The organism is Wolbachia endosymbiont (group A) of Therophilus tumidulus (genome assembly GCF_964277345.1).
Taxonomy (GTDB): Bacteria; Pseudomonadota; Alphaproteobacteria; order Rickettsiales; family Anaplasmataceae; genus Wolbachia; species Wolbachia pipientis.
In genome coordinates, this window is record NZ_OZ195515.1 from 1,117,052 (window position 1) to 1,129,302 (window position 12,251).

The following is a 12,251-nucleotide window of genomic DNA, read 5'->3' on the forward strand; positions in this document are numbered from 1 at the left end:
TATTTACAAATGTTACCCTTATGCAAGCAACAATAAGATGTATTTCTAAGGGAAGCATCTGGATTATTTTTCGCTTTTTGCTTCATCTGCATTATCATGGTTATACTTTTCTATATCTTTTAATTGTGCTAATTTTATTTTTGTTTGCAGTATTTGATCAACGCAAACAGACTTTTTACGATAAAATTGCAAAAACAGTAGTGATAGACTATAAATCTAGTTGATATTTTTCTTTATAGGTAGTACATGGATAAAAAAGTAAACTACTCAACGATGACAAGACGTACTCTAGCATTTATAGTTGATTGTATTTTATTTATCGCAATACCATTTGGTTTAATGGCGGTGGATTTCTCACTTACACACGCAATACAAGGGATCATGGGTGCAATAATTGTAATCACCACGATTGTATTTTCTTTATTTTTAATGATACCATGTATATTTCATATATTCATGCTAGTAAAATTTGGCGGCACTCCAGGACACTTGTTATTTAGCATGCGTGTAAAAGACAAAGATACATTTGAGTCAATCACTACAATGCAAGCAATGAAAAGGACTATAGCTCTTTTTATAATTTATTGCATATCACTTTGTAATCCCATTTTATTCTTAGCTATACTAATCTTAGTTTTAGTATGTGCAGTAGGTGATGAACATAAACAAGCTTTTCACGACAAAATTGCAAACACGGTAGTGATAGATTATAAACCTAGTTGATATTTTCCTTTAGCTGTCTGCCACCAAGGGTGTCATTCCAGTGTCACGCGCTAACTTAAGGTAAATTGCCAACTTAACTATAAATATATTTTGGTAAATCCAAATTATTTTAGCTATAAGAGCGTTTTACTTTTTGCTCAGCATATCCATCATAACTGGCTTACTTTTAGTGATTCATGGAGTTAAAAAAGTCAGCATTGCTCTTTGTTAAAAGTAGTTTGTCACGTAAAAATTCCATTGCTTCAACGGGTCCCATAGGATTGAGTATCCTACGCACCACCCATATTTTATTTAGTATAGCCTTATCAACTAATAGCTCTTCCTTCCTTGTTCCGGATTTTGTAATATCAATAGCTGGAAATATACGTTTATCAGAAAGTTTTCTATCAAGTATGATCTCAGCATTTCCTGTACCTTTAAACTCTTCAAAAATAACTTCATCCATTTTTGAACCAGTCTCTATAAGAGCTGTGGCGATTATAGTTAAAGAACCCCCATTCTCAATATTACGAGCTGCTCCAAAAAAGCGTTTTGGTCTCTGCAGTGCGTTTGAATCTACACCACCAGTTAGAACTTTCCCAGACGAAGGAATAACCGCATTATAAGCACGTGCAAGTCTAGTAATATTGTCAAGTAGAATTACCACATCTTTTTTATGCTCAACCATTCTTTTAGCTTTTTCTATTACTATTTCAGCAAGCTGTACGTGACGGTAAGCAGGCTCATCGAATGTAGAACTTACTACCTCACCTTTTACAGAACGTATCATATCTGTTACTTCTTCAGGTCTTTCATCTATAAGTAACACTATTAATTCTACTTCAGGGTGATTTATAGCTATAGAGTTAGCCATTTGCTGAAGCAATACAGTTTTTCCTGTGCGAGGTGGAGCAACTACTAACGCTCTTTGCCCTTTTCCAAGAGGAGCTACTATATCTATAGCACGCATGCTTAAGCCTTTTTTATCATCACCATTATTACACTCAAGTACTATGCTTTCCTCAGGATAAAGAGGAAGCAAATTATCAAAATGGACGTACTTTCTTAATTCACTTACTTCAGTAGAGTTTATACTTTGAACCTTAGTTAAAGTAAAATATCTCTCTTTATCACCAGGTGGCCTTATTTCTCCATATGCCATATCTCCTGTACGTAAATTAAACTTCTTTATTTGCCCGTTAGAAATATAAACATCATCGGTACTTGGGGCATAATTTGCACTTGCTGAACGTAAGAAACCAAAACCATCAGGCAATATTTCCACTATTCCACTCCCTGTGGTTATGCCTCCTTCTTCACTCATTTTTTTCATTAAGCTGAATATTATTTCCTGCTTTAGCATTCTACCATTGCTTTTACCGTTAGTTGAAATTTTTCTTTCTTCAGCTAACTGTAACAATTCTTCTGCTGTTTTCTCTTTTAATTCGCTCAGATCTAATGTTTTTCTGTTTTTCTCAGTACCTTCATTGACCATCTGTTTTACTGTATCGTTATTGTAAATTTGCTCACTTTTTTCAGGTTGAGCTGTAACCTTTCCTTTTGCCAAAACATCTTCATTGATTGTTGTCATAATCCTCCAAAAATTTTAATTGATGCTTACTAACCTAAAATGTGACTATAAGATAATAAATTAGGCTGAGTTAGTTTCAGTGCGTATTAAGCTTAATTATCATTAAACCCCGTACTTTACTTACATTATACTAATAAACACTAGCAAGTCAAGTTAATTTAATGTTAACAAAACACAAAAATTTGAGGATTTTCAATAGCTATTCTTTATATTTTTTTAACCTTTCTTGCTTCTCCTCTTCTACTTTTGCTTTTTCCACTTCTGCTTCTAAATTTTCTTGACTACATAAGCCGAGTAGTACAGGATCTTGGGGTTTTATATTTTGCATGTTATGATGAGATCCATCTCTTACCTGCTCAACTGTGTAATTTGTTGTACTAATTAATTTAGCTATAACGTTATTGTCCAAGATAGGAAATTTTTTTACTAAATAATAAATCGCATCAGGTTTATCTCTACGTCTTGCCGTAGAGGCAAAGCCAAGAATGCTACTAATCGCTTTACTCCTTTTTTTTATATTTTTTATAATCAAATTTGGTACACGATTTGGATTTTTTTTGCAATCATCGATTTCTTTTTCAGTAATTATTCCAGAAATAATAGGGTTATATTTTTCTACTTCTATTTCCTCATCAGCTATGTCTTGTACTTCTTCAAGGGCCAATCTGCAACATTGTGCTATTTGATTAAAAGTTAAACCAGTGTTGTCTACTAACCAAGCAGCTATTTGCACTAGAAACTGTTTATTTCTATCGTTATTGCCCTTAGAAGATTCCATTGACATCAAAAAAGCATCTCCCATTTAAAGTATCCCTTACTGTTATACAGAGCTAAAATATAAACTATTAAAACTAAAAAAGCATTAATTTTGTCATTCAATAACTTTTTGTTTGTCACTTCCCACCTCTTAAGTTAATTAAATGCGCTTACCTTTAAGCATATTTCAAACAAAATATTTCCCCTTCCTAAGGTATAGTATAACTCAGTTAAACATATGTTCCTATTTAAGATTAGAGAGTTAAATTTTAAGTTAATATATTGTAATATTATATATATTAGCTAATAAAGCAACAGGTTTACAAGCATTAAATTATCACTATTCTATAATTAATCATTAATTAACTGGGTTTAAAATGAATGTTAAAAATTTTTTCACTAAAGTAACCGTTGTCCTTTTAGCTTGCTTGTTAATCTTCATGGGAATTGGCAACCTTTTATCAGGTGATGATGAAAAAGAAGAGGTAGCTAGGGTTGGAAAAGAAGTTATAACGTCAGATGAGTATAAGTCGCTATATCAAAATTATGGAAAACAAATTTCTGGATCTGATGCGAGTAGAGAACAAGTAAAAAAGCTGAAATATGATTTGCTTAACGCACTTATAGAGCAAAAACTATTGTTTAACCTAACTAGTGAGCTGGGGTTGACAGTTGGAGAAGAATCTATAAAAAACCATATTAAAAACACCAAATACTTTCAAAATGATAAAGGTGAATTTGACAAAAATAAATTCTATGAAACGCTAAATGACCTGCATATGACAGAGAAAGAGTATATAGCAAAGCTAGAGAAAGTCCTGCCTGCAATGATGTTCATGACTTCATTATTTAAAGATAATTATCCAGTAACTTTTGGCGAGAAAATTGATGAGCAGATATACAAAAGTCGCTACCAAACTAGAGTAGTTGATATTGTTAAAATAACTGAAGATGCAGTTACAAACATTCCTGAACCAGATGATCAAGCCTTACTTGATTTGTACGAAAGAAATAAATCCCATTTTTATTATCCTGAGTATCGAACTGCGCAATATATTTCCCTAGGCCAAAAGTATTTTGAAGATCAAATCAAGATCTCAGATGAAGAAGTTGATGGTATAATAGAACAACAAGAACTTAAAAATCAAAGAGATATATTCAATGCAATATTTTCTACCAAAGAAGAAGCTGAGACAGCAAGAAGAGCATTTGAGGAGGGTAAAACAAGCTTTGAACAGATAGTAGAAGAGTTTGGCAAAGCAAAACTTGAGGAAACTAGAGTAAATAATATAACTAAGGATTTTTTACCAGAAGACGTGAGAGAGAAGGTATTTGCTCTTAAAGTAGGTGAAGTAAGTGAAGTTTTAGCAAGCAGTTTTGGTTGGCACATAGTAAAAGTGGAAAGTGCGCATCAAATCTCTGATGAAGACTTAGTTGATTTAAAAAAAGACATAAAGTCAGTTCTAACTAACCAAAAGTCTTTTGAAAGAGTCAATGATTTCATAAACCAAGTGAACTATAAGATATACAATGGTTCAGAAATTGAAGAAATATTGAGTGAATATAATTTACCTATACAAACTATTGGTCCAGTAGATGCGAGTGGAAAAGATCAAAGCGGTAATAACGTAGGAGATTCTGGTGATTTGATTTCTTTCATTTTTTCGCGAGAAAAGGATCAGAAAGGTTATTTTAAGGGCGTTGGGGACGCCGTTGTTAGTGTAAAAATCGTCGATATCTTTCCACCCAAATTGCAAAGTTTTGAAGAAGGCAAGGCATTAGCGGTAGAGCTTTGGCGTAGTGAGTTTATAAAAGAAAGAATGTTTAAATTCGGGCAAGAGGTTGCAGTTCAACTAAGAGAAAAAACAGATTTGGAAGAAATTCAAGGTGTGGAATTAGTTAAAGGTCAGCAGATGCACCGCAATAAAGTGGATCAACAAAACTACCCCTTTTCTTTTGTAGAAGAGATTTTCAATATGAAAACAACTGGTTCAGTGACAGATCCTATTCAATACAATAATGAAATTATAATAGGTGTTCTAAAAGAAATGCATTCATCAAATGGCAAATTAAACACGCTTGACACCGGAAAACGTGTGATGATATCGCTAAAAGAGCAATTAATTAGCTATCTGGAATCAAAGTATAAAGTCGAAGTTAATCACGCTATACTTGATGATATATAATCAAAAATCTTATAAGCTGCTTCAAACGCATCCAGTGCCCAGACACACAACTGTACGAACATTGCGATTTGAGAGCAATCTTCACTAGAAAGGATGTCATCCCAGTGCCCAGACACTGGGATCCAGGAATTTTATTAAGTTGGTAAGCATAAAAGTAGCCGTTTTATGTTAAAATACAACGTTTTAATGATTAAAAAAAGGCTGGATTCCAGTGTCAAGCACTGGAATGACACCATTTGCTGTGCAATTTACCTTCAAAAATGAATGTTCGTATAGCTGTGCGCCCGGCACTGCCCTACATTATTGGTAATTATATTATAAGGTGCAAAAGCTGTATAATTCATTTGACTTAAAACGGCTCATTGTATAAAATTGTGGCTAATATATGAATAAAGGTTAACATGGCAGTTAAAATAAGGTTGGCGAGGTTTGGCGCAAAGAAACGCCCTTTTTATAGGATAGTTGTAGCTGATTCACGAGCACCAAGAGATGGGCGTTTTATTGAGAAAATAGGACAATATGATCCAATGTTACCAAAAGACAATAAAAATCGTGTTGTGGTGAAAGCTGATAGATTAAAACATTGGCTAAGTGTAGGCGCGCAGGCAACTGAAAGAGTACTGTGGTTTATCAAAAAAGGCATAGTAACTTTAGAAACAGAACCAAAGAAAACAGAAAAGAAGAAAGTAGAGAACGAGAAAGCACAAGGGCAAGAGGCATAAGTCTCTTAAAATGCTAAATACTGATTTAACAAACAGCGATAAATTAGACGATATCGTATCTTCTGATTTGTCAGCTATGAATGACTTTGTCTTCAAAAATGTCAATGATGAAGATGCTAAGCTTGCTACTGATATTATATCTCATCTTGTTAGGTCAGGTGGAAAAAAAATAAGGCCTAAACTAGTTTTTATTATATGTAAAATGCTAAACTATTCTGGGGAGAATAGGATCAACGTTGCTGCATCGGTAGAGTTTATACACAATGCTACTTTACTTCATGATGATGTGCTCGATGAAAGTGAGGCACGCCATGGAGTTAAAACAGCGAATAAGATTTGGGGAAATAAATCAAGCATTTTAGTTGGTGATCTATTGTTGACTCTAGCATTTAGATGGCTTATAGAGTGTGGAAATTTAAATATTCTCTCTATTTTATCTAAAGCATCGCATTTACTTGTGAAGGGTGAAATAAAGCAGATGACAGCACGCTTTGACCCCCACACAGTCAGGGAAAATTATTTTGATATCATTGGAGAAAAGACAGCATCTTTATTTTCTGCATGCTGTGAAGCTGCATCAACAGTATCTGGTGCAACAAATGACGAAACAGAGAGGCTAAAGAATTTTGGTTTTAATTTTGGTATGGCATTTCAAATAGTTGATGATATGCTCGATTATACTGCTAATCAAGGCACTTCTGGAAAGCAAGTCGGAAAAGACTTTTTCGAAGGTAAAGTCACCTTACCTGCTATTATAGCATACGAAAAGGGCAGTCCAGCAGAGCAAAAATTCTGGGAAAAATGCTTTTCTTCAGCTAGACACAATTTTGACCAAGCATTACACTATATTAATCACCATAATGCCATTCAGCTTTCTATGGAAAAAGCTAGACACTACATTAATATGGCACAAAATGATATTAGTACTTTTTCTGATTCTTTTTATAAAACTACTTTAATTAACTTTTTAAATGCGAGCATAGAAAGACGAATGTAGCTGGCGCTTGATATTTTCAGATTAATTGTTATATATTTATTAGATTCTTAAGGGTAATGATATGTCAGATAGCAGTAAGGAGAAAAAGAAGAAGTTTGCTGATATGGTAAGTAGGCAGAAAGGTGACGACCAACAAAGTGATAACCATAAGCAAACTGATGATTTAAATGAAGATCTCAATACATTAAAAGAACGTGCAGTTCAGCTTGAAGATCATTTACGCCGTGCTGTTGCAGATAATGAAAACGTCAAACGTATAATGCAAAAGCAAATTAGCGATGCAAGTGACTACGCAGTCACAAAACTTGCACGTGATATGATCGACTCGTGCGACAATTTAAAAAGAGTAATGGAAATTTTGAAAGACGGTGATCCTGTTCATGAGGGGATTAAAGTAGCTTATCAAAAAATTATAAATGATCTAAAAAAACATGGAATAGAGGAAGTAGATCCACTTGGTGAGCTTTTTGATAGTAATTTACACCAAGCTGTTGTGGAAAGAGAAGACAATGAAAAAAAGCCTGGCACCATTGTAGAAGTACTACAAACTGGTTATACTATCAAAAATAGGTTGCTCCGTCCTGCAATGGTTATTCTTTCTAAGAAATCTGCTGATTGTGGAAGCGATTAGCATGAGGTAAATGTATAATGACAAGTATTGTCTTTTCAGGTATCCAGCCAAGTGGCGTACTACATTTAGGTAATTATCTTGGTGCAATCAAACAGTGGATAGACTTACAGGATAAATACAAATCTCTTTTTTGTATTGTCGACCTACACGCAATCACAGCAAATAAGCTTCCCGCAAGTGAATTAAAAAGTAATATTTTCAAAACAGCAGCAGCTTATATTGCATGCGGAATAGATACAGAAAAGTCCATTATTTTTAGTCAGTCCACAGTTAGTGGTCATGCAGAACTGGGCTGGCTGCTTGGATGCTATACACCAATTGGTTGGCTTAATCGCATGACTCAATTTAAAGATAAAGCTGGCAGCGATAAACAAAAAGCCTCTCTTGGATTATATAGTTATCCAGTACTTATGGCTGCAGATATATTGTTGTATCAAACTAAATACGTTCCTGTTGGTGATGATCAAAAACAGCATTTGGAGCTTGCACGTGATATTGCATCAGCTTTTAACAATCATTATAAGCTGGATTATTTCATCGTACCTGAAATCTTAACTTTGGATTGCACATCAAGGATAATGAGCTTAAGGGATGGCACAAGCAAGATGAGTAAATCTGATCCTTCAGAACATTCGTGCATTAACCTTGATGATACGGATGACTTAATTGTCAAAAAAATAGAAAAAGCAAAAACAGATTCAATTCTAGGCTTTGCTACTTTAAAGTGCCGACCAGAAATAAGCAATTTGATAAACATTTATTCAGTGCTTAGTAATGTAAATGCAGAAAAAGTATGTGAAGAAGTGAACAAACATGACATGAAGCACTTCAAAAAAGAGTTAGCTGATTTAATTATCAGTGTTATATCACCCATACGTGAGAAAATGAATGATCTTTTAAAAGACCAATTCCATTTACATGAAATATTAAAAAAAGGCACAAAGAAAGCAGCAGAAATTGCAACCCATAATATAAAAGAAATCAAGGATATTATTGGATTTGCTCAATATCTGTAAGGTTCCAAAGTGTGATGGTGCGAACCGTCATACCGCCGCGGTATCTCAGCCGCTAACACGTAGCGGGATGACGGTTTTTCAAATTGTCGGTAAATCTAAGTCAGTTTAGCTATAGGCAGCAATTTTCTGTATTTATTTTAAGTTGAAGAAAGCTCAAATGAAAAATCGTGTTTTGCTAAAAATCACAGAATGCAGTCTGGTTACAAAATTCTCTAATGGTCTTAAATAAAACTTCCAGTGAATGATTGTCAGACATATTGTGCTCTGCTGATTTTATTAAGTGTACTTCAACATCGGTTGACTTAATTTTTTCAGCTAAATTCAATGAAGTTTGATAAGGAACATCTTTATCATTAATGCTATGCAGCAAGCGCACAGGACAGTTTATATCTATTGTCTTTTTGTTTAAAAGAAGGTTCTTTCTGCCATCTTCGATCAAATTTTTAGTTATTTTGTATGTACAATGCTCTGAAGTAAAATCTATTACACCTTTAGAATCTAGTTCTTCTTTTTGCTTGCCTGACAATTGCTTGAATATCAAATCTTCAGTAAAATCGGGAGCAGACGATATACCAATTAGTGCTGCAATTTTTTCTGGAAATTGAAGGGCAGTGAGCAACATCAGCCATCCTCCCATACTTGAACCTATAATTATTTGTTTATCGCTAGTTAATTCACTCATTACTTTAGCACAATTTTTTTGCCAATCACTTATCGTGTAATCAATAAAATTACCACTTGAATGACCGTGACCAAAATAATCAAATAGCACAAGTGCTACGTCATTTTCTTGGCAAAATTTGTAAATAGCAGTTGCTTTAGTTCCATCCATATTGGATGCAAATCCACCGAAAAAAACTACAGAAGCTTTCTTTCCTTGTAGCTTTCGATATGCTATGTGACCATTATTTCCATCAAACAATTTACAATAATCCATACTACTTTGGCAAAGCAACCGGGCTATCACTCAATTGATGCAAATAACTAACTAGATCTGCAATTTCTTGTGGATTGGAAATACCTGCAAATGCCATACGTGTACCTTTTATATAGGCTTTTGGGTTCTTTAAAAAGGCAAATAGCTCCTCATACCCCCATTTTCCACCTCTTTCAAGCACTGCTTTTGAGTAATTGAATGAGTTACCAAGATGGGCCTTTTTATTTCCAACTATGTTCCATAAGTTTGGTCCTACTTTATTCATTCCACCTTTCTCAAAACTATGGCAGGCTATACATTTTTTTGCTGCTGATTTACCTTTCTCAAAGCTAGCATTCTGCATGAGCGCTCCAATATCAAGCGCCACTTGCTCGATTTTTTGCTGGAACTCATTGCTGCCAGCAGCTACTATCGTTTGGTGTTCAATCTTATATTCTTCTGGACTGTAAAGCATATCAACTACATTACTAACTATCATAATGATTAGCCCAGAAAGTAAAATCGATGCTGCAATCTTATTAAGCTCCATAGTTAATTTTTATTAAGTAATGTTACTTAAATTATGCGAATATTTTCGCAAATAGCAACCAATTACCTTGAAGCTCGCTAAAGATGAGAGTCTCTATAGCTGACCCAAGAAAGGTTTTCCTACGTCCATACCGCCGCGAACCGTCATACCGCGATTCATTCGCGGTATCTCAGCCGCTAACAAGAGATCCCGCTAACAAGTAGCGGGATGACGAGGTTCACTGCCATTAAGTTAAGGAAAGAATGGTTAAAAACTGAACTAAAAAGTCAGAAATAATTAAGGATTTATGACAAATACTGAAACAGAATAGAGTAAACTTTAAAGCAGATAAACTCTGAAGTGTAAATTACTTAAGAAATAGTTTGTTTAGAAGTCATTTTACAGGAGCTATGGCAATAAGCTACCCAGTTATTATCAGAAGATATGAATACTACCTCTAGTCAAAATATGTGTTTTCTAACCCTTTTTTGGTAATTGAACGAACGAAGATAAGGTACCTTATGACGATCAACTTTCCTTCCCTTTCTTACCGCCAAAGTGTTCATCAAAAATAGCTTTGATAATTGATCCATAATGCAGTCAGTATCTGATTCCGTAGCAAAAATGTCGAAAGCCAAGTTTTTGATCGCGTTAAATGAGACAGATTTGTTAATGCTCCTCTTAAGCTTATCATCGGTTAAGTCCATATTCAACGCTTCTTCTACATCTTCTGTCATAACACTTTCTAGGTTGCTAATAAAGATAGCTGACCAAAAATCCTGTTTAACAGACTCAACACTTTTTCCTGTAAAATTTTCTAGACTTAGTCTTCCTTTGAGTTTTGCAAAAAATGTCTCAACTCCCCAGCGTAAAAAATATAACTCCTTAAATCCTCCAGTTTGAAACTTTTGTTCATCCATTAATGATGTAGCTAACACTTCAATTTCACCAGATGGCAGTACCACTTTGAAGCGTTATTCCACTATTTTCTTGTTTTATCTTACGCTGAGCACATATGGTAACCTCAACACTAGATGGGCTTTTTTCTTCAAACATAGCATTCACTTCATTAAAAGATGATCTGGGACATCGAATGACATAAGCAATTTTTCTTTTTGTAAGGCTAGAAAGAAATTTATAAGATAAATATACAAATCAGTAAGTCATTAGTATTTACAACTTTAAGCATTTCATCTGCTAAGTTAATTTCATGAGTGTTACCTCTATCTAACACTGACCTTATGGCAACATTATTTAGCACATCTTAACAAACCGCAAAGGTTGCACTTGCATAATCACCTAAATCTTTTGGTTTTTGGTTACGTATTTTTCTTGAGCCAAATTCATTTTTTATTTCAACGCTTGTTGGTAAAATGATTTTGGAGGCATCAAGAGCTAACACTCTAAAGCCAAAACAAGTTTTAAATTTTTGGTCTTGGTAGTACAAGGAAACCACACCTTCGTTAATTTCTGAAAATGCACTGTGTTTCATTTTTTTTCTTGCTTGACTAAAAGCACTAGCAGTAACGGTATAGTCTTTTTTCCTATATAAAATAAATTCGTTTAGTATTACTTGCAGCGACTTTACACTTTTTCTTAAAATTAAGATAAATATGTCAATAAAAGATAACTTCCTCTTTCTCATAAAATCTTTTGAAGATGATTTATGGGATTCTATAAATTCTAGACTTGCCAATTCATTTTGAATAAATTTTATTACTGCCTTTTTTACTCATACTACCTTTAAACTTATTGGTATACATCATTATCCCATAAAATCTATCTTTTTTCCTTAACTTAATGGCAGTGAGACGAGGTTATCGTCATGCCGCCACGAACCGTCATACCGCGATTCATTCGCGGTATCTCTTAGCCGCTAACAAGTAGCTGGATGACGATTGTCAGGGTGTAATCCCAGTGTCCCTATGATGTCATCCCAGTGCCCAGACACTGGGATCCAGGAAAGTTTGCTTGTAAGCAAGCAAACTAGCACAGAAAGTGGTTACAACATTTTCGATGAGATTATATGGAAAACTGGATCCCAGTGTCAAGCACTGGGATGACAAAAAAAGGAGCACTGGAATGGCACCATTTGTTATGTTTAACAAAGTTCGTACTTAGCTTCATGTTAGCCATAAATATTTAAGAAATTTACCAAATGGAAAAAAAGGCAAAAGAAGCCCCATGGTTAACTAGTTCTGACAC

12 protein-coding genes and 1 pseudogene are annotated in these 12,251 nt (G+C 34.3%); 7 read left to right on the plus strand and 6 right to left on the minus strand.

What is annotated here, in order from left to right; genetic code table 11:
• Window positions 1–63: 63 nt before the first annotated feature.
• Window positions 64–192, minus strand: a complete 129-nt coding sequence (locus tag ACICQD_RS05895) for a hypothetical protein (RefSeq protein WP_256359310.1) — start codon at window positions 190–192, stop codon at window positions 64–66.
• Window positions 193–246: 54 nt separating this feature from the next.
• Here ACICQD_RS05895 and ACICQD_RS05900 point away from each other — a divergent pair, with 54 nt between their 5' ends.
• Window positions 247–723 carry an RDD family protein gene (locus ACICQD_RS05900; protein ID WP_010082496.1) on the plus strand — a complete coding sequence of 159 codons (477 nt, stop codon included), beginning with the start codon at window positions 247–249 and terminating at the stop codon, window positions 721–723.
• Window positions 724–889: 166 nt separating this feature from the next.
• Here ACICQD_RS05900 and rho read toward each other — a convergent pair whose 3' ends face one another.
• Both rho and ACICQD_RS05910 read right to left on the minus strand, forming a co-directional pair.
• Window positions 890–2,293 carry a transcription termination factor Rho gene (gene rho / locus ACICQD_RS05905; RefSeq protein ID WP_395461750.1) on the minus strand — a complete coding sequence of 468 codons (1,404 nt, stop codon included), beginning with the start codon at window positions 2,291–2,293 and terminating at the stop codon, window positions 890–892.
• Window positions 2,294–2,492: 199 nt separating this feature from the next.
• Window positions 2,493–3,095 carry a cell cycle transcriptional regulator TrcR gene (locus ACICQD_RS05910; protein WP_395461751.1) on the minus strand — a complete coding sequence of 201 codons (603 nt, stop codon included), beginning with the start codon at window positions 3,093–3,095 and terminating at the stop codon, window positions 2,493–2,495.
• A 331-nt stretch (window positions 3,096–3,426) separates the two neighbouring features.
• On the opposite strand from ACICQD_RS05910, the gene ACICQD_RS05915 reads away from it, so the two are divergent.
• The 5 genes from ACICQD_RS05915 (at window position 3,427) to trpS (ending at window position 8,601) form a co-directional block, all read left to right on the plus strand.
• A complete protein-coding gene (locus tag ACICQD_RS05915; protein WP_095742751.1) occupies window positions 3,427–5,235 on the plus strand; it encodes a peptidylprolyl isomerase in 1,809 nt (602 codons plus the stop codon).
• A 401-nt stretch (window positions 5,236–5,636) separates the two neighbouring features.
• Complete coding sequence (gene rpsP, locus ACICQD_RS05920; protein ID WP_006279266.1) at window positions 5,637–5,957, plus strand: 30S ribosomal protein S16; 321 nt, start codon at window positions 5,637–5,639, stop codon at window positions 5,955–5,957.
• A gap of 10 nt (window positions 5,958–5,967) precedes the next feature.
• Entirely contained in the window at window positions 5,968–6,954 is a 987-nt protein-coding gene (locus ACICQD_RS05925; RefSeq protein ID WP_010962840.1) for a polyprenyl synthetase family protein, read from the plus strand.
• 61 nt (window positions 6,955–7,015) lie between these two features.
• Window positions 7,016–7,585, plus strand: a complete 570-nt coding sequence (locus ACICQD_RS05930; protein WP_012673267.1) for a nucleotide exchange factor GrpE — start codon at window positions 7,016–7,018, stop codon at window positions 7,583–7,585.
• A gap of 17 nt (window positions 7,586–7,602) precedes the next feature.
• Window positions 7,603–8,601, plus strand: a complete 999-nt coding sequence (gene trpS / locus ACICQD_RS05935; RefSeq protein WP_006280207.1) for a tryptophan--tRNA ligase — start codon at window positions 7,603–7,605, stop codon at window positions 8,599–8,601.
• A gap of 175 nt (window positions 8,602–8,776) precedes the next feature.
• On the opposite strand, the gene ACICQD_RS05940 is transcribed toward trpS, so the two are convergent.
• The 3 genes and pseudogenes from ACICQD_RS05940 to ACICQD_RS05950 form a co-directional block, all read right to left on the minus strand.
• Window positions 8,777–9,538 (minus strand): alpha/beta hydrolase, encoded by a 762-nt coding sequence (locus ACICQD_RS05940; RefSeq protein WP_012673268.1) that lies wholly within the window; start codon window positions 9,536–9,538, stop codon window positions 8,777–8,779.
• 1 nt (window position 9,539) lies between these two features.
• A complete protein-coding gene (locus tag ACICQD_RS05945; protein WP_010082469.1) occupies window positions 9,540–10,067 on the minus strand; it encodes a c-type cytochrome in 528 nt (175 codons plus the stop codon).
• Between the two features lie 440 nt (window positions 10,068–10,507).
• A pseudogene (locus ACICQD_RS05950) lies at window positions 10,508–11,763 on the minus strand (IS4 family transposase).
• Window positions 11,764–11,944: 181 nt separating this feature from the next.
• On the opposite strand from ACICQD_RS05950, the gene ACICQD_RS05955 reads away from it, so the two are divergent.
• A complete protein-coding gene (locus ACICQD_RS05955) occupies window positions 11,945–12,109 on the plus strand; it encodes a hypothetical protein (protein WP_162829040.1) in 165 nt (54 codons plus the stop codon).
• The last annotated feature ends 142 nt before the right edge of the window (window positions 12,110–12,251 follow it).